Origin of the sequence: Pseudomonas zanjanensis (assembly GCF_014268745.2) — a bacterium.
Taxonomy (GTDB): domain Bacteria; phylum Pseudomonadota; class Gammaproteobacteria; order Pseudomonadales; family Pseudomonadaceae; genus Aquipseudomonas; species Aquipseudomonas zanjanensis.
In genome coordinates this window covers 1,384,466-1,407,544 of the sequence record NZ_JABWRB020000001.1, presented here as the reverse complement: position 1 = coordinate 1,407,544, position 23,079 = coordinate 1,384,466, and the positions used below count along the sequence as shown (strand labels likewise).

Annotated in this window: 20 protein-coding genes; 6 read left to right on the top strand and 14 right to left on the bottom strand. The window is 62.6% G+C overall.

Annotated elements, in window-relative coordinates; genetic code table 11:
• Positions 1-60: 60 nt before the first annotated feature.
• On the bottom strand, positions 61-1,008 hold the full coding sequence (locus HU715_RS06365; protein ID WP_186710884.1) for an IS110 family transposase: 948 nt from the start codon (positions 1,006-1,008) through the stop codon (positions 61-63).
• 256 nt (positions 1,009-1,264) lie between these two features.
• On the opposite strand from HU715_RS06365, the gene HU715_RS06360 reads away from it, so the two are divergent.
• From HU715_RS06360 to HU715_RS06345, 4 genes are all read left to right on the top strand, one after another.
• Complete coding sequence (locus HU715_RS06360; protein WP_186706699.1) at positions 1,265-2,680, top strand: sigma-54 interaction domain-containing protein; 1,416 nt, start codon at positions 1,265-1,267, stop codon at positions 2,678-2,680.
• 300 nt (positions 2,681-2,980) lie between these two features.
• A complete protein-coding gene (locus HU715_RS06355; protein ID WP_186706698.1) occupies positions 2,981-4,372 on the top strand; it encodes a GntP family permease in 1,392 nt (463 codons plus the stop codon).
• Between the two features lie 8 nt (positions 4,373-4,380).
• Positions 4,381-5,157 carry a 3-hydroxybutyrate dehydrogenase gene (locus HU715_RS06350; protein WP_186706697.1) on the top strand — a complete coding sequence of 259 codons (777 nt, stop codon included), beginning with the start codon at positions 4,381-4,383 and terminating at the stop codon, positions 5,155-5,157.
• 227 nt (positions 5,158-5,384) lie between these two features.
• Complete coding sequence (locus tag HU715_RS06345) at positions 5,385-7,340, top strand: acetoacetate--CoA ligase (protein ID WP_186706696.1); 1,956 nt, start codon at positions 5,385-5,387, stop codon at positions 7,338-7,340.
• 271 nt (positions 7,341-7,611) lie between these two features.
• Here the strand turns inward: HU715_RS06345 and HU715_RS06340 are convergent, their stop codons facing one another.
• Positions 7,612-8,730 (bottom strand): PilT/PilU family type 4a pilus ATPase, encoded by a 1,119-nt coding sequence (locus tag HU715_RS06340; protein WP_186706695.1) that lies wholly within the window; start codon positions 8,728-8,730, stop codon positions 7,612-7,614.
• Between the two features lie 132 nt (positions 8,731-8,862).
• On the opposite strand from HU715_RS06340, the gene HU715_RS06335 reads away from it, so the two are divergent.
• Together HU715_RS06335 and HU715_RS06330 are read left to right on the top strand one after the other, a co-directional pair.
• Positions 8,863-11,400 (top strand): hybrid sensor histidine kinase/response regulator, encoded by a 2,538-nt coding sequence (locus HU715_RS06335; RefSeq protein WP_186706694.1) that lies wholly within the window; start codon positions 8,863-8,865, stop codon positions 11,398-11,400.
• A 48-nt stretch (positions 11,401-11,448) separates the two neighbouring features.
• Positions 11,449-11,724, top strand: coding sequence for a peptidylprolyl isomerase (locus tag HU715_RS06330; RefSeq protein ID WP_003182808.1), 276 nt, complete (start codon positions 11,449-11,451; stop codon positions 11,722-11,724).
• 146 nt (positions 11,725-11,870) lie between these two features.
• On the opposite strand, the gene HU715_RS06325 is transcribed toward HU715_RS06330, so the two are convergent.
• The 12 genes from HU715_RS06325 to HU715_RS06270 all read right to left on the bottom strand — a co-directional run bounded on the left by HU715_RS06325 (position 11,871) and on the right by HU715_RS06270 (position 22,918).
• On the bottom strand, positions 11,871-12,788 hold the full coding sequence (locus tag HU715_RS06325; RefSeq protein ID WP_186706693.1) for a sugar kinase: 918 nt from the start codon (positions 12,786-12,788) through the stop codon (positions 11,871-11,873).
• Positions 12,789-12,942: 154 nt separating this feature from the next.
• Positions 12,943-14,160: an amino acid deaminase gene (locus tag HU715_RS06320; RefSeq protein ID WP_186706692.1), complete on the bottom strand. Its 1,218-nt coding sequence runs from the start codon at positions 14,158-14,160 to the stop codon at positions 12,943-12,945.
• Between the two features lie 40 nt (positions 14,161-14,200).
• A complete protein-coding gene (locus HU715_RS06315) occupies positions 14,201-14,965 on the bottom strand; it encodes an IclR family transcriptional regulator (RefSeq protein WP_058543922.1) in 765 nt (254 codons plus the stop codon).
• A 165-nt stretch (positions 14,966-15,130) separates the two neighbouring features.
• The gene (locus tag HU715_RS06310) at positions 15,131-15,520 is read right to left on the bottom strand and encodes a RidA family protein (protein ID WP_186706691.1); all 390 of its coding nucleotides are present in this window, start codon (positions 15,518-15,520) and stop codon (positions 15,131-15,133) included.
• A 38-nt stretch (positions 15,521-15,558) separates the two neighbouring features.
• A complete protein-coding gene (locus HU715_RS06305) occupies positions 15,559-16,365 on the bottom strand; it encodes an amino acid ABC transporter ATP-binding protein (protein ID WP_186706690.1) in 807 nt (268 codons plus the stop codon).
• Positions 16,362-17,024: an amino acid ABC transporter permease gene (locus HU715_RS06300; RefSeq protein ID WP_186706689.1), complete on the bottom strand. Its 663-nt coding sequence runs from the start codon at positions 17,022-17,024 to the stop codon at positions 16,362-16,364. Before HU715_RS06300 ends, HU715_RS06305 begins: the two co-directional genes overlap by 4 nt.
• A 9-nt stretch (positions 17,025-17,033) precedes the next feature.
• A complete protein-coding gene (locus HU715_RS06295; RefSeq protein WP_014338685.1) occupies positions 17,034-17,696 on the bottom strand; it encodes an amino acid ABC transporter permease in 663 nt (220 codons plus the stop codon).
• Positions 17,697-17,750: 54 nt separating this feature from the next.
• Positions 17,751-18,599: a transporter substrate-binding protein gene (locus HU715_RS06290; protein ID WP_186706688.1), complete on the bottom strand. Its 849-nt coding sequence runs from the start codon at positions 18,597-18,599 to the stop codon at positions 17,751-17,753.
• Between the two features lie 411 nt (positions 18,600-19,010).
• Positions 19,011-19,352 carry a YdcA family protein gene (locus HU715_RS06285; protein WP_186706687.1) on the bottom strand — a complete coding sequence of 114 codons (342 nt, stop codon included), beginning with the start codon at positions 19,350-19,352 and terminating at the stop codon, positions 19,011-19,013.
• Between the two features lie 55 nt (positions 19,353-19,407).
• Positions 19,408-21,054 (bottom strand): phospholipase D-like domain-containing protein, encoded by a 1,647-nt coding sequence (locus tag HU715_RS06280; protein ID WP_186706686.1) that lies wholly within the window; start codon positions 21,052-21,054, stop codon positions 19,408-19,410.
• A gap of 203 nt (positions 21,055-21,257) precedes the next feature.
• Positions 21,258-21,812: a vWA domain-containing protein gene (locus tag HU715_RS06275; RefSeq protein ID WP_186706705.1), complete on the bottom strand. Its 555-nt coding sequence runs from the start codon at positions 21,810-21,812 to the stop codon at positions 21,258-21,260.
• Between the two features lie 101 nt (positions 21,813-21,913).
• A complete protein-coding gene (locus tag HU715_RS06270) occupies positions 21,914-22,918 on the bottom strand; it encodes a magnesium chelatase ATPase subunit I (protein ID WP_186706685.1) in 1,005 nt (334 codons plus the stop codon).
• Between the last annotated feature and the right edge of the window lie 161 nt (positions 22,919-23,079).

Below are 23,079 nucleotides of genomic sequence, written 5' to 3'. Positions count from 1 at the left end.
ATTGGATCTTCAGCACACCGAAGATCCCCTGTGGGAGATTCTATGGTTGAGGGGAAGCCCTCAAGCCGCTTTTGGTTGGTATTCGCTTTGTCCTTTCAGCAAAGCGAATACGATCCGAGCAAGCTTGCGAGCCAGTATTACTAGCGCCTGCGTGGTAGCGAAGCCCCGAGCTCTTAGTTTTTCATAAAAGCCTTTCCAGGCAGACGTACGGCTGGCCGACATGGCTGCGTTGTGTAAAAGCCGACGAACTTCCGGGTCGCCGCGTTTGCTCAAGCTTCGCCGGTCATCTTTTTGTCCTGATTGGGACACTCGCAAATCCATTCCCAAGAAAGCGATAAAAGCGTCTGCATTCTTGAAGTCGCCCCGCTGAAATGCCGTAAGCAAACGAGCTCCGGTCAAAAATCCGATGCCCTCGACTTTCAGGCAACGGTTCAGTTGACCTAGCAAACCGGCATTTTTCAGATGATCCTTGATCGTCTTCTCGATCAATGTCTCAAGCCTCTGCATGGCGGCGATTTGCTCGGCGAAAGCTGTCTTCAGTAGTGGCTCGTTCGCCCAGCTTTGTACCAGGGCGACTCGAGCCTGAACCAAGGCAGCACGACGGCGGAAAAGGCTTAGAAGCTGGCGATACAACGGAGATGGCGGCGCCCATGGATGAAGCTCATGCCCTTCGTTCTTCAGGTAACGAGCCAGCAGCTTGGCGTCCAGCGCGTCGGTTTTGGCGCGTATTTTTACGCCTTTGCGGTAATGATGAAGTTCATAACCGCCCACCATATAGATCGTGCAACCGGCCTCATAGGCCAGATCAGCAAAATCCAAGTGATAGATATTGGTCGACTCAATGGCTACATCGACGGGTCCCGGCAATACTTTCAACCACCTTTTGATGGCCGCCTTGTCGTTAGGAATCGCTTCCAACACATCAAGCTCTGCGTGATAGATCACCAGCTCGTTCTTGGCGACATCCACGCCCACGATTGGCTTTGTGACAGAAACCGGCATTGCCATTGGAAATCCTCCGGGCTAAGGTTTGAACACTTGAAGGGGTCACCCAGAGGCGCAGGCTTGTCTCTATCGTCGATCCAGGCCGAAGCATTCTTTATCGGCGCTTGGGTGAAAGGAGGAGGGGCGAAATCTCCCACGGTCTGTACTGCGCTAACAGTCAGAATCGAGCCTTGTCCCTCCTCCTCCCTTCAAGTCCTACCATACAAGCGAGCCTGCTCGCGAAGAGGCCCGAACAGAACCCACACATTCTGGAACTAGCATGAACCCCACCGAAAGCCTCAAGGATTACAAGCGCGTGCGCACGCTGGCGATCCGTTCGTTGTTCGAGATCATCGAGCAGTCCAGCGAAGGCACGGTGATTGTCGACCGTGACGCGAATATCGTCTGGATGAACGAGCGCTACGCCCGTCGTTTCGGCCTGAACTCGGCGCAGGAAGCGATTGGCCGGGCGTGTGAGAGCGTGATCCCCAGCAGCCTGTTGCGGGAAGTGGTGCGCACCGGGCGGCCGATCCTGCTGGACATGCAGGACACCCCCAAGGAGCCGCTGGTGGTGATGCGGCTGCCGATCCACGACAGCGCGGGTGCGGTGATCGGCGCCATCGGTTTTGCCTTGTTCGATGAATTGCGCAGCCTGTCGCCGATGCTCAAGCGTTACCTGAGCATGCAAGAAGAGCTGGCCTCCACCCGTTCGCTGCTGCGGGCGCGGCAAACCAAGTACAACTTTGCCCATTTCATTGGCACCAGCAGCGCCGGCCTTGAGGTCAAGCGTCGTGCCCGGCGCAGCGCCAGCGCCGATTCGCCGGTGCTGCTGCTCGGCGAAACCGGCACCGGCAAGGAGCTGCTGGCCCAGGCCATCCACAGCGCTTCGCCGCGGGCACACAAGGCATTCGTCAGCATCAACAGTGCAGCGATTCCTGAATCGCTGCTGGAAGCCGAGTTCTTCGGCACCGCGCCGGGGGCCTTTACCGGGGCCGACCGCAAGGGCCGCGCCGGCAAGCTGCAGATTGCCCAAGGCGGCACGCTGTTCCTCGACGAGATCGGCGACATGCCGTTGCCGCTGCAAAGCAAACTGCTGCGGGTGCTCCAGGAAAAGGAATACGAGCCGGTGGGCTCCAACGAGGTGCTGCAAAGCGACGTGCGGGTGATCGCCGCCACCTCTATGGACCTGGAAGCGGCGATCAAGCGTGGAGAGTTTCGCGCCGACCTGTATTACCGCCTCAACGTGCTGCCGATCCAGGTGCCGCCGTTGCGCGAGCGCCTGGATGACTTGCCGGCCTTGAGCGAAGCGATCCTGGAAGAGCTGCGCAGCCAGCACGAACTGAACCCCGCCGCCCTCGACCTGCTGCGGCAACACGCCTGGCCGGGCAACATCCGCGAGCTGCGCAATGTGCTGGAACGGGCCGCACTGCTCAGCGATGACCTGGTACTCACGGCAACGGACATCCGCGCGGCCATCGGAACTTTCACGCCGGTGGCGCGGCCAGCGGACGTGAGCATTGAACCCCTGCCCCATGAAACCTTCAGCCAGGCCCGGGCGCGCTTCGACCGGCAAGTGATCGAAACCACCCTCGCGCAATGCGGGGGCAAGGTGGTCGAAGCGGCCGAGCGGTTGGGGCTGGGAAGGTCGACGCTGTACAAGAAGATGGTGGCGTTGGGGATTGCCGAGTCTCAATAAAGAGACTCATATCTCTATATTTAGACTCCTGTTTTGGAGCGCTTCGCGCTCATCGCGAGCAGGCTCGCTCCCACATGGGGACAGCGTTTCTACCGTTCAACGCAGTCAACTGTGGGAGCGAGCCTGCTCGCGATGAGGCCCGCACAGCTCCGAAAATCTCAAAACAGAGACTAAATCTTCAGATCACCTCCACAAAATCAAACAATCTCCTTATATTTCAGCCAGTTACACACCTGGCACAAAACTCGCTATAGCCCCGCCACCGCTTCACCACAACAATAACAATCCAGGAGACACACCATGAGTGTGATCATTGCCTTGGCAGCCCTCACGCTGCTGATGGTCGCCGCCTACCGTGGCTACAGCGTTATCCTCTTCGCCCCCATCGCCGCCCTCGGTGCCGTCCTGCTCACCGACCCGTCCGCCGTCGCCCCTGCCTTTACCGGGGTGTTCATGGAGAAAATGGTCGGTTTCATCAAGCTCTACTTCCCGGTGTTCCTACTCGGTGCGGTGTTCGGCAAGCTGATTGAATTGTCGGGATTCTCCCGTTCCATCGTCGCCGCGGCGATTCGCTTGCTGGGGACGCGCCAAGCCATGCTGGTGATCGTGCTGGTCTGCGCCGTGCTGACCTACGGCGGCGTGTCGCTGTTCGTCGTGGTGTTCGCGGTGTACCCGTTCGCCGCCGAGATGTTCCGCCAGAGCAACATTCCCAAGCGGCTGATCCCGGCCACCATCGCCCTCGGCGCGTTCTCGTTCACCATGGACGCCCTGCCCGGCACGCCGCAGATCCAGAACATCATCCCCAGCACGTTCTTCAACACCACCGCCTGGGCCGCACCGTGGCTGGGCGTGATCGGTACGATCTTCGTGTTCAGCCTTGGCATGCTGTTCTTGCAACGCCAGCGCAACAAGGCCCAACGCGAGGGCGAAGGCTACGGCACCGAGCTGCGCAACGAGCCGGAAACCGCCGAAGACATCCAGCTGCCGAACCCGTGGATTGCCGTTTCACCGCTGCTGGCGGTGGGGGTCATGAACCTGCTGTTCACCCAGTGGATTCCCCAATGGTATGGCAAGACCCACAGCCTGGCGCTGCCGGGCATGAGCGCCCCGGTGACCAGCGACATCGCCAAGCTCACCGCGATCTGGGCGGTGCAGGCGGCGTTGCTGGTGGGCATTATCATGGTCCTGCTGTTCGGCTTCCGGGCCATTCGCAGCAAACTGGCCGAAGGCAGCAAGAGCGCGGTGGGCGGTGCGTTGCTGGCGGCGATGAACACCGCGTCGGAATACGGCTTCGGCGCCGTCATCGCGTCCTTGCCCGGCTTCCTGGTACTGGCCGACTGGCTCAAGAGCATTCCCAACCCATTGGTCAACGAAGCGGTGACCGTCACGCTGCTGGCGGGCATCACCGGCTCCGCCTCGGGCGGCATGAGCATCGCCTTGGCGGCGATGTCCGAGACCTTCATCAGCGCCGCCCACGCCGCCAACATCCCTCTGGAAGTGCTGCACCGGGTGGCCGCCATGGCCAGCGGCGGCATGGACACCCTGCCCCACAACGGCGCGGTGATAACCCTGCTGGCAGTGACCGGGCTGACCCATCGCGAAGCCTATAAAGACATTTTCTGCATTACGCTGATCAAGACCCTCGCGGTGTTCTTCGTGATCGGTGTGTTCTACGCCACTGGCATTGTGTGAGGTTCCCCATGACAACCCCTCTTTCGGGCAAGACCGCCCTGGTCACCGGCTCCACCAGCGGCATCGGCCTGGGCATCGCCCTGAGCCTGGCCAAGGCCGGCGCCAACCTGATCCTCAACGGCTTCGGCGATGCCTCGACGGTGATCGCCGAGGTGAAACAGTTCGGCGGCAAGGTCGGCCATCACCCGGCCGACGTCAGCGACCCGGCACAGATCGCCGACATGCTCGCCTACGCCGAGCGTGAGTTCGGTGGCGTCGACATCCTGGTGAACAACGCCGGGATCCAGCACGTGGCCGCCGTGGAGGATTTCCCCGTGGAGCGCTGGGATTCGATCATCGCCATCAACCTGTCCTCGGTGTTCCACGCCACCCGCCTGAGCCTGCCGGGCATGCGGGCCAAGGGCTGGGGACGGATCGTCAATATCGCTTCGGTACATGGCCAGGTCGGTTCGGTGGGCAAGGCGGCGTATGTCGCGGCCAAGCACGGGGTGATCGGCCTGACCAAGGTGGTCGGCCTGGAAACCGCCACCAGCAACGTGACCTGCAACGCCATTTGCCCGGGCTGGGTGCTGACGCCGCTGGTGCAAAAACAGATCGATGATCGCATTGCCTCGGGCGTCGACCCGCAACAGGCACAGCATGACCTGCTGGCCGAGAAACAGCCGTCCCTGGAATTCGTCACCCCGCCGCAACTGGGGGAACTGGTGTTGTTCCTGTGCAGTGAAGCCGGCAGCCAGGTGCGGGGCGCGGCGTGGAATATCGATGGTGGGTGGTTGGCTCAATAGATACGCAACCTTGTGTGGTGAAAGCGCTCTTTGTGGCGAGGGAGCTTGCTCCCGCTCGGCTGCGCAGCGGCCGCCTATTGGGTCTGCTTCGCAGCCCAGCGGGAGCAAGCTCCCTCGCCACAGAAGCAACCTGGCTACAGGAAGCACCGTTTCACCGCTTGCTCCCTCGCCACAAAGTGCGCCTTGTGCTGCAATGTTTATAAGCCCGAAAAAACAAGAGGCACCCCATGTCCGACATCCTCTGGCAACCCAGTCCCGAACGCATCGCCCAGTCGCGCATGGACGCCTTTCGCCGGTTCGCCAACGCGCGGCATCAGTTGCAACTGAACGACTACCCTGCCCTGCACGCCTGGAGCATCGACCAGCGCGAGGCCTTCTGGCAGGCCATCGTCGATTTCTTCGAGATTCGCTTTCACCAAGCCCCCAACGCGATACTGGTGGAGGGCGTGCAAATGCCCAGCGCCCAGTGGTTCCCGGGCGCCACGCTGAACTTCGCCGAACACCTGCTGCGCCGCCGCGATGACGCCCTCGCCGTGGTAGCGCTGGCCGAAAACGGCGACGAGGAATACCTGACCTGGGCCGAACTCGCGGCCCAGGTCGCCGGCCTGCAAAAAAGCCTGCAAGCGGCCGGCGTGACCCGGGGCGACAGGGTCGCCGCCTGCATGCCCAACACCTGGCAGACGTTGGTGGGAATGCTCGCCAGCACCAGCCTGGGCGCCATCTGGTCGTGCTCATCGCCGGATTTTGGCACCCAGGGCGTCATCGACCGCTTCGGCCAGATCGAGCCCAAGGTGTTGATCACGTGCGCGGGTTATCGCTATGCCGGGAAAACCATCGACCAACGGCCCAAGATCAACGAGATCCTTGAACGATTGCCATCATTGCAGCAATTGATCGTGCTGCCTTATGCCCAGCCTGACGCCCACGTCGAAGACTTCAAGACCTCGGCTGCCGTCGCGTTGTGGAACGACTTTTACCAAAGCGGCGGCGAACCGGAGTTCGTCAGCGTCCCGTTCGACCACCCGCTGTACATCCTGTATTCCAGCGGCACCACCGGCGTGCCGAAGTGCATCGTCCATGGCACCGGCGGCGTGCTGCTGCAACACGTCAAGGAACATGGCCTGCACGTCGACCTCGGCCCCGAGGATCGGTTGTTCTACTACACGACCTGCGGCTGGATGATGTGGAACTGGCTGGTGTCGGCCCTCGCCGTGGGCAGCGCAGTGGTGCTCTACGATGGTTCGCCGTTCCACCCCGGCCCCGCGCGCTTGCTGGACCTGATCGATCAGCAGCGCATCAGCGTGTTCGGCACCAGCCCCAAATTCCTCGCGACCCTGGAAAGCGAGGGCCTCAAGCCACGGCAGACGCACCGCTTGGACAGCCTGAAAACCCTCCTGTCCACCGGCTCGGCACTGGCGCCCCATAGCTACGACTACGTGTACCGGGACCTCAAGCCCGACATCTGCCTGGCCTCGATGTCCGGCGGCACCGACATTGTGTCGTGCTTCGTCAACGGCAACCCGCTGTCAGCGGTCCGCCGGGGCGAGATGCAGGGCAAGAGCCTGGGCATGGCCGTGCAGGTCTGGAACGAGGCCGGCACGCCGGTCATCGGTGAAAAAGGTGAGTTGGTGTGCACCCGGCATTTCCCGGCGATGCCCATTGGTTTGTGGAACGACCCTCGGCAGGAAAAACTTCGCGCGTCCTACTTCGCCCAGTTCCCCGGGGTATGGGCCCAGGGTGACTACGCCGAGGAACTGCCCCACGGCGGCCTGTTGATCCATGGGCGCTCCGACGCCGTGCTCAACCCGGGCGGTGTGCGCATCGGCACGGCGGAAATCTATCGGCAGGTGGAAAAGGTCGAGCAGGTGCTGGACAGCGTCGCCATCGGCCAACAATGGCAGGGTGATGTCCGGGTGGTCCTGTTCGTGCGCCTGCGTGATGGCGTGATGCTGGATGAGGCCTTGGAACAACGGATTCGCCAGGTCATCCGGGCCAACACCACACCACGGCATGTGCCGGCGAAGATCCTCGCCGTCACTGATATTCCGCGGACCATCAGCGGCAAGGTAGTGGAGTTGGCGGTGCGCAACGTGGTGCATGGGGAGGCGGTAAAGAACACCGATGCCTTGGCCAATCCCGGGGCGCTGGAGCAGTTTCGCGGTCGGCCTGAGCTGGCGAGCTGACCGTCAGGGCCTCATCGCGAGCAAGCTCGCTCCCACAATGGATCTCCGGTGAAACGCGGGCCACTGTGGCGAGGGAGCTTGCTCCCGCTGGGCTGCGAAGCGGCCCCCATTGGGTCGCCTCGATCACTCCAATAGACCGCGCAAGCCGTTTTACGACGGCTGCGCCGCCGAGCGGGAGCAAGCTCCCTCGCCACAAGGTGAGTGTTTGCCTGGAATAGTCAGTCTCTGAGCATCAGAAAAGCGAGATTGCCCGCGGTGCACGATCACCTGATCAATCCATCAACCCCCACTCACCCGCCGACGGATCGGCCGGTGGCGCCGCCGCGCCCGACTCGCTGTGCAGCTTCAAACGCAATCGCAGGTTGTTCGCCGAGTCGGCATTTTTCAGCGCTTCTTCCTCATCGATGGCCCCTTCGACTACCAGGTTGAACAGCGCCTGGTCAAAAGTCTGCATGCCCAGTTCCTCTGACTTCTCCATGATCCCCTTGAGCTCACCAAGTTCGTTGCGCCGGATCAGGTCGGCCACCGTCGGTGAACCCAGCATCACCTCCACCGCCGCCCGCCGCTGGCCGGTGCGGGTGCGCACCAGACGCTGGGAAACAAAAGCCTTGAGGTTGTTGCCCAGATCATGCAGCAACTGCGGCCGGCGTTCTTCCGGGAAGAAATTGATCACCCGGTCCAAGGCCTGGTTGGCGTTATGGGCATGCAAGGTGGAAATCACCAGGTGCCCGGTGTCGGCGAAAGCCAGGGCATGCTCCATGGTTTCCCGATCGCGGATCTCGCCGATCAGCACAACATCCGGTGCCTGGCGCAACGTGTTCTTCAGGGCGGCATGAAAACTGCGGGTGTCGACACCGACTTCCCGTTGGTTGATGATGGATTTCTTGTGCCGATGGATGTACTCCACCGGATCCTCGATGGTGATGATGTGACCGCTGCTGTTGCGATTGCGGTAATCGATCAGCGCCGCGAGGGAGGTCGACTTGCCCGAGCCTGTCGCACCGACGAACAGCATCAAGCCCTGTTTCTGCATGATGGTGTCCAACAACACCCGGGGCAGTTTCAGGTCTTCGAAGCGCGGGATATCCAGCTTGACGTTGCGGATCACCATGGACACGTCGTTGCGCTGCTTGAAGATATTGACCCGGAACCGCCCGACGCCCGCCAGGGAGATCGCCAGGTTCATTTCCAGTTCCCGATCGAACTCAAGGCGCTGTTCGGCGTCCATCAAAGACTCGGCGAGACGGGCAATGTCGCCGACCTTGAAGGCCTCGTTAGCCAAGGGCTTGAGCACCCCTTCGAAACGCGCGCATGGCGGCGCACCCGTGGACATGTAAAGGTCGGAACCATTCTGGCTCGCCAGGATTCGCAACAACGGATCGATTTCCATGGACTGAAACTTCCGCGAGACATCAATGAAACAAGCTGAGCCGAACATGAAATCTTTCAGCCCCACTCGCACTTACCTTCCTCAAAGGATAGTAGACGCCGTGGTACAGACACGACAGGCAGGGAGCGCGTGATGAACGCGACAACCGCCAGCAGCGATACACAACGCCTGGTCAGCCAGGTGGACTGGGCCCAGACCCCGTTGGGCACCGCCCGGGACTGGCCGCAGAGCCTGCGCACCGCCGTGGACATCGTGCTCCATTCGCCCATGCCCATGGCCTTGCTGTGGGGCGCGCAGCTGTCCCACCTCTACAACGACGCCTTCGGCCGACTGGCTGGTGACAAACACCCTCGGGCGTTCGGCCAGCCAACCCATGCAGCCTGGCCCGAACTCAAAGGCACGACCGAAGGAATTTATCAGCGGGTGTTACAAGGCCAGACCCACACTTGCCGCGATCAGCGATGGCGCGTGCCCTTCGCCGGCCGTCTCTGCGATGTCTGGCTGGACCTGACCTACAGCCCGGTGCGTGACGAACGCGGCAGTGTCGCCGGCATTCTGGTCACCGCCATCGAGACCAGCGAGCGACGCCGCCTGGCCATGGAGTTCGAGCGGCGTTCCGAGGCCAGCCTCAAGGCCCAGCACGAAAGCGAAGAGCGCCTGCAACTGGCCCTGGCCGCCGCCGACGCGCTGGGCACCTGGGATTGGGACATCAGCGAGGACCGCTTTATTGCCGACGCGCATTTCGCCCTGTTGCATGGCGTCGATCCGGACCTGTCGCGACAATTGCCCATCAGCGCCTATCTTGAAGGCGTGCATCCCGAAGACCGGGCGATGGTTGCCCGCAGCATCAAGCACTGCATCACCCACGGCACCGAATACGCCGAGGAGTACCGGCTGCTGCAGCCCGATAATGAGTTGCGCTGGGTGTATGTGCGCGGCCGCTGCTACAAGGACCGCCACGGCCGGCCCAAGCGTTTCCTGGGCGCGGCCCTGGACCTGACCGAACGCAAGCGCACCGAGCAGGCCTTGCGCCAGAGCCAGACCGAGCTGCAACTGATCATCAACGCCATGCCGATCCTCATCAGCTACGTGGACCGCGAGGAGCGTTTCCGGCTGAACAACAGCGCCTACCTGGACTGGTACGGCATGACTCCGCAGGAGCTCTACGGCAAGACCATCCGCGAAGTGCTCGGCGATGAGGCCTATGCCGCCCGCGCCCAACAGATTGCCGACGCCCTGGCCGGCAAGCCGTGCAGCTTTGCCGTGCAGTCGGATCATCGCGACGGTCGCCCGCGCCATTCCTTGATCAACTACCTGCCGCGCCACGGCGCGGATGGTGCGGTGAACGGCTTCTACATCTTTGTGATCGACGAAACCGAGAGTCGGAAAACCGAGGAAGCCCTGCGCAACCTCAACGAAACGCTGGAGGAACGGGTCATCGCTCGAACCCAGCAACTGGCCGAGGCCAACCACCGGCTGCAGAGCGAGATGTTCGAACGCGAGCGCGCCGAAGAAGCCTTGCGCCATGCGCAGAAAATGGAAGCCGTGGGCCAGCTCACTGGCGGCATTGCCCATGACTTCAACAACATGCTGACCGGCATTCTCGGCAGCCTCGACCTGATGCAACGCTACATCGCCGCTGGCCGTGCCGCCGAGATCGGCCGCTTCAGCGAAGCGGCGGTGTCCTCGGCCAACCGCGCCGCGGCCCTGACCCATCGGTTGCTGGCGTTTTCCCGTCGCCAATCCCTGGACCGCAAGCCGCTGGACGCCAACGAGCTGGTGCGCTCGCTCGAAGACCTGCTGAGCCGGACCACCGGCGATCACATCGTGCTGCGCCTGCAACTGGCCAATGAGCTGTGGCCGGTCAGCACCGACGCCAGCCAGTTGGAAAACGCCCTGCTCAACCTGGTGATCAACGCCCGCGATGCGATGCCCGAGGGCGGCGAATTGATCGTCGAAACCGCCAACGTCTACCTCGACGGCACGGACATCAACACCCTGGAACCGGTCAAGGCCGGCGACTACGTGATGATCGCCGTCAGCGACAACGGCAGCGGCATGACCCCCGCCGTGCTGGCCAAGGCCTTCGACCCGTTCTTCACCACCAAGCCCATCGGCCAGGGCACCGGACTGGGCTTGTCGATGATCTACGGGTTTGCCCAACAGTCCGGTGGTCACCTCAACCTGGACAGCGTGCCGGGCCAAGGCACGCGAGTGCAGCTGTACCTGCCGCGCCTGCACGTTGCGCCGACCCAACAACCCGCCACGCCGGAGGCGGTCGAGGCACCACCGGCCATCGCTGGGGAAACCGTACTGCTGGTGGAAGACGAACCCGCCGTGCGCATGCTGGTGCTCGACCTGTTGAAGACCTTGGGCTACACCGCACTCGAGGCCCAGGACGCCATGATGGCACTGCCCCTGCTGGAATCGGAGCAACGCATCGACCTGTTGGTGACCGACGTCGGGCTGCCGGGCATGAATGGCCGGCAACTGGCGGAAATCGCCCGCCAGCACCGCCCGGGGCTAAAAGTGCTGTTCATGACCGGCTACGCGCAGAAAGCCGCCGAACGCCAAGGGTTCCTCGAACAGGGCATGGACATGGTCGCCAAGCCCTTCACCCTCGATCTGTTGGCCAACAAGATTCGGACGATGATCAACCATGGCGGCTGACTTGAGGCATAATCGCCGCCCCGTCGCACCCTTCAGGTCACCGCTGCAATGAAAGCCCAAGCCCGCCATATCCTGGTGAAAACCGCCGAAGAAGCCGAACAGCTCAAGCAACGCATCGCCAAGGGCGAAGCTTTCGATGTGCTGGCCAAGAAATACTCCACCTGTCCCTCGGGCAAGCGCGGCGGTGACCTGGGCGAAGTACGTCCGGGGCAGATGGTCGGGGTGATCGATGCGGTGATTTTCAAGAAGCCACTGCGGGTGGTGCACGGGCCGATCAAGAGCAAGTTCGGGTATCACCTGGTGCAGGTGTTCTACCGGGATTAAAGTGATTCAGGGCTGCGAACCGGCCTTTGTGGCGAGGGAGCTTGCTCCCGCTGGCCTGCGCAGCAGGCCCGTTTTTGCGACTGCTGCGCAGCCGAGCGGGAGCAAGCTCCCTCGCCACAAAGGCATAACCTGATTCCAAGGAGATGTCAGTCCTTGGGAATCAACGCCCCCGGCACCTGGATCACCCGGCTCGCCAACCGATGCCCCGCCTCGGCCGCTTCCACCGGGCTGCCGCCCAGCAAGCGGTTCGCCAGGTAGGCGGCGCTGAAGGAATCTCCCGCCGCCGTGGTGTCGACAACACGCTCTACCCGCACGGCAGGCACTTCATAAGATTGCCCATCGCAACGAATCAAACAGGCCTCCGCACCGCGCTTGAGCACCACTTCCGGCGTGCCCAATTGCGCATACGCAGCGAATACCGCCTCGTCATCGACATGGCCGAACAGCGCCTGTTCGTCATCCACGGTCAACAGCGCCAGCTCCACGTAAGGCAGTACGCTGCGATACGCCAGGCGCGCCGCCTCGACCGAGGCCCAGAGCCGTGGTCGGTAGTTGTTATCGAACACCACCTGGGCGCCGCGGCGCCGTGCCTCGATCAGGGCCTCAATGAGTTTGCGCCGCCCCTGCTCCCCGAGCACCGCCAGGGTGACGCCGCTGAAATACAGCACATCGTAATCCGGCAATGCGGCCAGGATCGGGGCGGCGGCCGGGGTGGTAAAACACTCGCGCACCGCCGCTTCGTTGCGCCAGTAGAGGAATCGCCGCTCGCCCGCCGCATCGGTCTGGATGCAATACAGACCCGGCAGGCGTCCAGGCAAGCGTTGAACCCTTTGCAACCCGATGTTTTCTTCGGCCCAGCGCTCACACATGGCATCGCTGAAACTGTCGTCGCCCAGGGCGGTGACGTAATCCACCGCCCCCCTGTCGCCCAAGGCGCGGGACAGGTACACGGCGGTGTTCAGGGTGTCGCCGCCGAAGCTTTGCAGCAAGCTGCCGTCGGCGCGTTGTTGCAGTTCGATCATGCATTCGCCGATCAGGGCGATGCGGGGTGTGGGGTTGCTCATGGATGTTCCTGATGGTTCGGTGGTGTTCTACGGGCCGTCTTCGCGAGCAAGCCCGCTCCCACAGGGGATCTTTGGTGAACGCAAATCCTGCGTTCACAGCGGCCCAACTGTGGGAGCGGGCTTGCTCGCGAAGGGCGCGACTCGGTCTCAAGCCTCAGAAACAAGTCTCCATAGACTCGACCACCCTCAGTTGCTCATCCACCAGGCATCCCACTCGCCACTTATCGAACGTCAGGCACGGGTGGGAAGTCCCAAACGAAATGATGTCGCCCACACGCAGCTCAACCCCCGACGCCACGCTCATGAACGCATGCTGGTCCATTACCGCCGTCACCTTGCAAGCGCTGACATCGTCCCCCACCACCGCGTCCGATCCGGGCGTGTAGCGCTTGAGCGGCACCGGTAACCCGGCGTCGTAGGCGACGTCGCGCTTGCCCAGGGCGATCACCGCGAAGCCCGGCTCCGGCAGCGATTGCACATGGGCCCAGACCTCCAGGGCCGGGTGCAGGCCTTCGTGCAGGTCGCTGCGGCGCTCCAGCACGCAGCACTGGGCCTCTTTGTAGATGCCATGGTCATGGGCCACGTAGCTGCCGGGTCGCAGCACGCTGAGGAACCGCCCGTGGGCATTCTGGGCTTCGAAGGATTCGGCGATCAGGTCGTACCAGGCCGACCCCGAGGCGGTGATGATTGGTTTGTCGATGGCAAAGGCACCGCCGTCCTGTAACTGCACCGCCAGCCGTACCAAGGAGGCTGCGAACGCGCGGATGCCGCTGATGGCGTGGTCGCCGTGGATCACCCCTTCGTAGCCTTCGATACCGGTCAACGCCAGCGCCGGTTGACTGCGGATCGCCTCGGCCAGGGCCAACACCTCGGCTTCGGTCCGGCAGCCACACCGACCACCGACCACACCGTACTCGATCATCACATTGAGCCGCACGCCGCGAGAAGCGAAGTAAGCGCCCAGGTCAGCGACGTTGTCCGGATGATCCACCAGGCAATGGAATTCGAACGCCGGGTCGGCGAGCAGATCGGCGATCAGCGCCATGTTGGGCGTGCCCACCAATTGGTTGGCCATCAACACTCGGCGCACGCCATGGGCGTAGGCGGCACGGGTCTGCACGGCGGTGGCGAGGGTCAGGCCCCAGGCGCCGGCCTCCAACTGTCGGCGAAACAACGCGGGGGTCATGCTGGTCTTGCCGTGGGGCGCCAGTTCGGCACCGCTGCGGGTGACGAAATCCTGCATCCAGCGGATGTTGTGCGCCAGGGCCGCGCGGTGCAGCACCAGCGCTGGCAGGCTGACGTCCCGCAGCAGGTGGGCGCCGACGGTGGCAGCGCCCTTCTCGACGCCGGCATTAAGGATGACAGATGACATGTTCGAACTCCTCGCGCACGGCCGCTAGTGCCGTTGCTGTCTATTCATTGATGCGACGGGCCAGGTTGTTGGCGCTTTCGATCAGCACCCGGCGGTAGTCGGCGTAATTGTTCTTGGCGTCGGCCCGTGGGGCGACGATGCACAGGGTGGCGATGGCCACGCCGCCGGGGTCTTTGACCGGTGCGGCGAAGCAATGGGTGAAGGTATCGGCGACGCTGTCGAAGGAGAAAAAACCATCGAGGCCGGCCTGGCGGATTTCCTTGAGAAATTGCTCCAGGGGCAGGCGCTCGCCGTCCGGCAGGATGAAATCGTCGGGGTCGATCAGGTCGACGATCTGCTGGTCGCTCAGATGCGCCAGTAGCAGGCGCCCGGACGCGGTCCATGGGATCGGCGCGTTTTCACCGATGTCCGAGGAGATGCGGAAATGCCGCTCGCCTTCTTTCATCAGCGCGACGGTGTATTTGCGCCCGTTGAGCAGGCACATCTGCGCCGTTTCCCGGGTCTGGCGCACGATCTCCTGCAAGGCCTGGTCGGCCTCGCGGCTCAGGTCGAAATGCCGCAAGTGCGCCTGGCCGAGGAAATACAACTGGCGGCCCAGGTAGACGTGACCGTCCTTGCCCACCGGCTCGAGGATGCGTCGCTCCAACAGCGACGCCACCAGTTCATAGACCGTGGACTTGGGGCTGCCGATGCCGCTGGCAATATCGTTCGGGCGCAGCGGTTGGCCAATTTCCTTGAGAAAATCGAGGATATCGAACGCCCGATCCAATCCCCGGGCCCGGCGTTTGATGGTGTCTTCGGTCATGTTTTCGGTTCCTGAAATTTCACCCATAGTCGCATGTATCTTTACTGTGGCGAGGGAGCTTGCTCCCGCTGGCCTGCGCAGCAGGCCCAGTTTCTCGCGACTGCTGCGCAGCCGAGCGGGAGCAAGCTCCCTCGCCACAGAAGCGAATTTTCCAGAATATCGTGTTCAGCCTTTTTTCTTGTAGGCAATGCAATCGATCTCGACCTTGCAATCGACCATCATGCTCGCCTGCACGCAGGCCCTGGCCGGGGCGTGTTCCGGGTTGAAGTATTCGCCGAACACTTTGTTGAAACTCCAGAAGTCCCGCGGGTCCTCCAGCCATACGCCGCAGCGCACCACATCTTCCAGGCCGTAGCCGGCCTCTTCGAGAATGGCGACCAGGTTCTTCATGGTCTGGTGGGTCTGCTCGACGATGCCGCCGACAATGATCTCGCCGTTCACCGCCGGCACCTGGCCGGACACGTGCAGCCAGCCATCGGCCTCCACGGCGCGGGCGAAGGGCCGTGGCTGGCCGCCGCCTGCGGTGCTGCCGGTGCCGTAACGCGTAATGCTCATGGGTATCTCCTTGTTGAATTGATTGATAGCTGAATGGATTAAAAACGGGTGTTCTTGAGGAATTCCGCCAAACGCGGCGATTGCGGCCGCTCGAACAGTTCCTTGGGTGGCCCTTGTTCTTCGATGCGGCCCTGGTTCATGAACACGATCTTGTCGGAGACCTCGAAGGCGAAGCGCATTTCGTGAGTCACCAGCAGCATGGTCATGCCGTCTTCGGCCAAGCCCTTGATCACGTTCAGCACCTCACCGACCAGCTCCGGATCCAGGGCCGAAGTGACTTCGTCGAACAGCATCAGGCTGGGGTTCATCGCAATCGCCCGGGCAATCGCCACGCGTTGCTGCTGGCCGCCGGACAACTGGCCGGGAAAGTGGTCGCGCCGCTCCAACAGGCCGACCCGCTCCAGCCATTTTTCGGCCAGGGCCACCGCTTCGTCCTTGTGCAGTTTTTTCACCTTGAGCAGGCCCAGGGTGACGTTCTGCAACGCGGTCAGATGCGGGAACAGGTTGAACTGCTGGAAGGCCATGCCGGTCATGGCCCGATGGCGGGCGATGACTTTCTCGGGGTGGCGCACGCGCTTGCCAGCCACCTCGTCATAACCGATGGACTCGCCGTCGAGCACGATCCGGCCGCCCTGGAATTCTTCCAGCATGTTCACGCAACGCAGCAATGTGGTCTTGCCCGAACCGCTGGAGCCGATCAGCGTGACCACATTGCCGCGCTGCATGCTCAGGTCCACGCCCTTGAGCACTTCCAGCGGGCCGTATTGTTTGCGCAGGCCGCGAATGTCCAGCAGCGGTTGGGCGTTTGAGAGCTTTGTACTGGAGAGTTTCGAAACGTCAGTCATGGCAAGGCCACCCGCTTTTCAATGTGCCGCCCGAGCAATTCAATGGCGTAATTGATGATGAAAAAGAGAAACCCGGCGAACAGGTAAAATTCCAACGTCATGAAGGTCCGGGCGATGATCTGCTGGGTGCTGAGCAGCAATTCGGCGACGCCGATCACCGACAGCAAGGTCGAGGCCTTGACGATCTCCGTGGAGGAATTGACCCAGGTCGGCAAGATCTGCCGCAACGCCTGGGGCAACAGCACGTAACCCAGCGCCTGGTAGAACGTCAGGCCGATGGCCTGGCTCGCTTCCATCTGCCCACGGGGCAATGCCTGCAAGGCGCCGCGCACGATCTCGGCCACGTGGGAGCCGCAGAACAGCGTCAAGCCCAGCACGCCGGCCTGGAACGCGCCGATCTGCCAGCCCAGGGCCGGGGCCATGTAGAAGCAGGCCAGCACCAGGACGAACACCGGCGTGCCGCGAATCAGGTCGACGTAGAAACGAAACGGCGCACGCATCCAGACACGGCCATACGTCAACGCCAACCCGACGACGACACCGATCAAGGTGCCCAACACAATCGCCAACAGCGAACACTGCACGCTGGTCAGGAAACCGGCCCACAGGGTGTCCCGGGCGACCCACAACTCATGCAACCAACTGGGGGATTCGTACATGGCAGACTCCTAACGGCGGATCGCCAGGCGCTGCTCGAAATACCGCAGCAGCATGGCAATGAGGTAACAGGCCGCGACATACAGGGCCGTGGTCACCAGCCAGGTTTCGATCACCCGGTAGCTCTCCACGTTGATCTTGCGGGCGTAGTAAGTCAGCTCCGGCACGGCAATCGCCGCCGCCAGGGAGGTGTCCTTGAACAGCGAGATGAAGTTGTTCGACAAGGCCGGCAATACGTTGCGCAGCATCACCGGCACGGTGACGTAGGCCTTCACCTGCCACTCGCCCAGGCCGATGGCCAATCCCGCTTCACGCTGTCCCTTGTGAATGCTCAACAGCCCGCCGCGAAACACTTCGGTCAGGTAGGCCCCGGCGTACAGCGAGAGCGTGATGACGAACGACGGCAGCTTGTCCAGGCGAATGCCCAGGCTTGGCAGGGCGAAGTAGATCAACAGGATCAGCACCAGGATCGGCGTATTGCGGATCACCGTGACATACACCGACGCCAGCACCCGCAACACGCGATGCTTGCTGAGCAGCGCGAACGCCATCGCCAGGCCGATCACGCAACCGATGGCGATCGACACCAGCGCCAGGGAAAGCCCCAGGCCGAGCCCCGCCAGCAAGGTGTCGAAATCGCGCCAGACGGCGGCAAAGTTCAACTGATAATTCATGGTCGGCAGTACCTTCGACGGTGCGCCCACAAAGGGCGCCCCGGGCTCACAGGGTCATTTGAATTCAACGGGGAAACCGATCGCCGGCGACGGCAGCTCGACGCCGAACCACTGCTTGAACGACGCCGCGTAGGTGGGGAATTCCACACCGGTCATGGCCTCATGCAAGGTGGTGTTGACGAAGTTCAGCCAGTCCTGGTCGCCGCGCTTGACCGCGCAGGCGTAGGTTTGTGGGCTCCAGGCGTAGGCCGGGCTGCGGTAGCGCCCAGGGTTCTGCACCATCAGGTATTTGACCGAGGACTGGTCGGTGGCGGCGGCATCGGCACGGCCGGAGTTCACCGCCTGGTACATCAGGTCGACGCTGTCGTACTGGTCGACCTTGGCCTTGGGCAACGCCTGGTGCACCAGTTCTTCGGCGTAGACGTTCTGCAGCACCGCCACGGTAACGTCGTCATCCGCCGCGTTGAGGTCTTCGATTTCCTTGTACTTGCTGTTGGCCGGCAGCAGCAGGCCCACGCCTTCGCGGTAGTACGGCAGGGTGAATGCCACTTGCTGGGCGCGACTGGCGGTAACGGTGATGAACTGGCAGCTCATGTCGACCTTGTCGGTCAGCAGGTTGGGAATCCGCGCATCGGACGACTGCACCACGAACTCGACTTTCTCCGGGTCATTGAACAGGCCCTTGGCGACCATCCGCGCGATGTCGATATCGAAGCCCTGCAACTTGCCATCCGCTCCCTGGAAGTGCCACGGCGCATTGGTACTGCCCGTGCCCACGATCAATTTCCCCCGCTGCAGCACGCTGTCCAGCTTGCTGTCGGCCGCCTGAGCGACCCCCATGGCAGCCGTCGTGGCCACGAAGAGAAAAACACACGCTTTGAACAAGGAAGGTCGGCGTTGCATGGCAAGCACTCCAGAGTGAGTTTATTCCGCTATACCGGAACATGGTATGTAACAACGGAATAGACAGCAGAAAGTGTGCCACAGGCTTGAGGGCCCTGGGAGAGAAAAATAGAAATTGAGGGAAATCAGGGAGATGGAAAACAAGACGATTGACGGCGTCCTGCAGGTCGCACCGCCATTGCTACCGTTGACCACGGCTGGCGGGTAGCAAGGACCCAACCCGGTGCAACTGCACCGAAACGAAACGGCGAGCGCAACGCAGAAGTGGAATTGCGAATAGGTACATGTGGGAGCGGGCTTGCTCGCGAAAGCGGCGTGCCAGGCAACCAAGAATTTGAATGTGCCGGCCTCTTCGCGAGCAAGCCCGCTCCCACAATGAATCAGCGGTGTTTTTAGGCGTGAGAGGGCGCGCTATTTGCGCTTGTAACTCTTGCTGCCGCCAGGCGTGAGGCAATAGACCCCGCCCCGGGGCCCGACGCAGTAATTGCCACTGCCGCACTGGCAGCCATCGGATGATTTGAGCAGCGATTGCGGCCGGGCGTCGTTGCGAAGCCCCAGCACCGCGGAACAGGACTTCTTCGAAGCGCTGATGGAACCGTCGTTGCACAAGAAAGTATCGCCGTCACACCCGGCAATACCGCCCTTGCGCCCGGAACACGGTTGATTGGCGGCAAGGGCCGAAGTCCCCAGGGCCAACAACAGGATCGCTACACTGGTACGAAGTAGAGTTGACGTTCCGTGACAGGGTTTCATGGCAGCTTCCAGGCCAATAGGTGGCCCTATGCTAGCATCTGATCAACTACTACACCTAACGCCCGCAAAACCTCACCCGGGACAACATCCGCAAATCCCCCTCGCGGTAATAGTCATCGCTCCAGCTGTCATCCACTGCCAGCGGCTTGACCTGCTTGAGGGCGAGTTTTTTCGCAAAGTAGCGAAAGCGGTAATGCTCATAGAAACGCAGCAGTTCCAGGCCATAGCGGTCGGCCAGGTCGGTGTCGCCCTGGATGATCAGGTAATTCTCGTCGTTGCCACTGCTGGCCGCGGCGCTCAGGTTGTGGCTGCCGCTGAGGATGGTCGGCGTGTCGCTGGTGAAGTCGGTGACGATGGCCTTGGTGTGCACCAGCAGATTGCCCTTCTGGCCTTTCATATTTTCCCGCAGCCAGCCTTCCAGGCCGGTGTTGAGCAACGCGGTGGCGGCGAACTCGGCGGTGCGGTCGGCATGGAAGCCGGTGATGCGGCTCCGGGTGTTTTGCAGGCCATAGCGCAGCACATCGTCATTGGGCGCGCCGAGCAAGGCGTCGAGAATGCGGTCGGGCAATACAAAGGCGGTGACGAACAACAGGTCCTTTCGCGCCCCCTTGATGATGTCGACGAAACGATCCAGGTCTCCCTCCCCGGTGCGTGGCGAGAACCCGGCGAACAATGCCTCTTGGGGCGCCATGGCGTTGTTCAGATTCAACCACTGGCGAGTGGCATCGACATCTTGGGGTGTCGCCCAGATTTGCTCGAACACCTTGAGATAGCTGCTGCTGATCCGAGGATCGTCCAGCACATGCACGACATTGGCCTGGCGGTAGACGCCATTGGCGGTGAAATTGGTGCTGCCGCACAGCACGGCCTCGGGTTGCAATGAACCGCTGCCCTGCACCTTGCTCAGCACAATGAACTTGTTGTGGAAAATGTTGTGGGTGACCCGCCCACGTTTGTTGGCCGCCGGCATGCTCTCGAGACTGGCTTCGTTGCGCGCGGTGGTGTCGTCTCCCGGCTCGGCGTGGTACAGCACTCGCACCCGGGCGCCGCGAGCGTGAGCGGCAGTCACCGCGTCGACGATCACTGGCAATTCGTATTCATAGATAGCGACGTCCAAGGCCCAGCTGGCATCCAGCGCCCGGTCGATGAAACCGATCAAGCGCCCCAGCAAACCGTTTTCCAGCCAGCGACGCGGGGCGTCGGGCCAGTCGTCGATGGACAGGTGCTTGTTGGCGTCGATCAACGCGTCCAGTTCGGGAAACTTGCGTTGGAACGCCTGGCTGGCGGCCACGGCACGGTTGAAAATCACGCGCTGGTTGGTCGGTTGCCCGTCGTCGCTGGTGACGGTGACTTCCAGGGATTCGCCCAACTGCGGTGCCTCGGGGCTGCCATAGGCCAGGTGCACACGGTAATGGATCGTCACGCCGGGGTTGACGGCGTAGTCGGCCCAGCGAAATTTCTGCAGGGGCGCCTTGTCGCTGGGGGTGGCATGGAATTGGGGAAAGGTATGGGCCTTATCGGGGAAGGTCAGGCTGTTGAACAGGAACAGCCAGGGCTTGTTGCCCTGCTGCTTCTCGATGGCAAAGCCCAGCAAGCCCTGGCGCCGGTGTTCAGCCAGGTCCATGGCGAGCAGCACGCCGTTGGTGCCAGCATAGGCCTTGACCCGAAAATCGTCCTGGGGATTGGTGACGAGTACGCGCATGGTTCACTCCTGTGAGGGGCTGGCTGAGCATAGTGCAGTGATGCGGGTTTATGAGTAGATCCAGGACCGAGTTGATGCCTTCGCGAGCAAGCCCGCTCCCACATGGGTTCTGCGGCGTTCACGCATGATCTGTTCACAGAGATCAAATGTGGGAGCGGGCTTGCTCGCGAAAGCGTCCGACCAGACTCCTCACATTCAAGTCATCACATTTGATCAATATGCCGATACTCAGCCCCCAACAGCCCCGCCAACTGCCGGGCCCGGCCCAGGCGAATCGGGCCTCTTTCGATGTCGATCAACAGGCACGGGCAATCGAGGACCGGCGGCGAAAGCCCTTCCTTGACGCGTCCGTCGGTCATTACCAGCACCCGATGCTGCTCCGCCGGGTAGCGCTTGCGCCGCGCCACCAGCCAACGACCGGCCTCGTTCAACGCCGCCAGCAACGGCGTTCCGCCCCCTGCACCCAAGCCATCGAGCCAGTCGCGCAGACCGGCCGAGGCCTTTAGCCCCTGCACCTGCCAGTTCGGTTGCGTGCCGCTGGCTGTCAGCAGCGCCAAGCGGGCGCGTTGTCGGTAGGCGTCGTCGAACAATTGCGCCAACAGGCCTTTGCCGTCACTCAAGGCGCGGTGACGCCGGGTCGAGGCCGACGCATCGACGATGACCAGCCACAGCTCATGGGGAGACCGATGGCGATCGTGCCAACGCAAATCTTCATGTCGGCGTGGTCGGCCGTTGAGCAACGTCCCCGGCCAGTTCACCGCACCGCTGGCCGCCGCTTTGCTCCGGCCCTGGCGACCCTGGTCGAGACGTCCGGCGCGGGGTCTGGCATTCGCCCCCGCCGGCGAACGGGGGCGAATGCCTAGGGCTTTTTTGGCCAGCTCGGCACGTCGCGCCGGGCCCCGGTCGGCAATGCCCGCGCTGGCAGATCGCCCCACTGGCCCTGGCCTTCGTTGGGTTCAGCGGTTTTTTCCGCCCCCGCCCCCCCCGGCGTCTGGGACGGCGCCGGTGCCGAATGCCCGCGCCGCCGGTGCCGCAAGGCAAACTCGGCGACCGCATCGATATCTTCGTCGGTAATCGCCGCGGCGCCGCGCCAGGCGGCATGGGCCCGGGCCGCCCGCAGCCAGACCAGGTCGGCGCGCAAGCCATCGACCCCAGCGGCAAAACAACGCTCGGTGATCTGCGCCAGCGCCGCATCATCGAGGGCGATCCCGGCCAAGCGCTCACGCGCCTGTTGGCAGCGTTCGCGCAACTGCTGCTGGGCCGTCTCCCACTCGGTGCAGAACGTCAACGGATCGCTGTCGAAATCCAACCGCCGCCGAATGATCTGGCCGCGCTCGGCCGGCGCGGTGTGACCATCGAGGGCGACGTTCAGGCCGAAACGGTCGAGCAACTGCGGACGCAGCTCGCCCTCTTCCGGGTTCATGGTACCGATCAGCACAAAGCGCGCCGAGTGCCGATGGGAAATGCCGTCACGCTCGACCAGGTTGGTGCCGCTGGCGGCCACATCAAGCAGCAGATCCACCAGGTGGTCGGGCAGCAGGTTCACTTCATCGACATACAGTACGCCACCGTCGGCCTTGGCCAATACGCCGGGAGAAAACTGCGCGCGCCCTTCCCCCAACGCCGCGTCCAGGTCCAGGGTGCCCACCAGCCGCTCTTCGGTCGCACCGAGGGGCAAGGTGACGAACTGACCGCTGGCCAGCAGGTCCGCCAGGCCCCGGGCCAATGTGGACTTGGCCATGCCCCTCGGACCTTCGATCAGCACACCGCCGATTTTCGGGTCGATCGCGGCCAGGCACAGGGCCAGTTTCAGGTCATCGGCGCCGACCACGGCGGAGAGTGGGAAATGGGGGGTGTGGGTCATGTTGAATGTCTCATGAGTGTTCGATAGTCCCCTGTGGAGAGGGAGCTTGCTCCCGCTGGGCTGCGCAGCAGACCCGAATCGGGCACCTCGGTCTGACAGATGGATTGAGTCACGGCTTATGGGGTTGCTTCGCAACCCAGCGGGAGCAAGCTCCCTCGCCA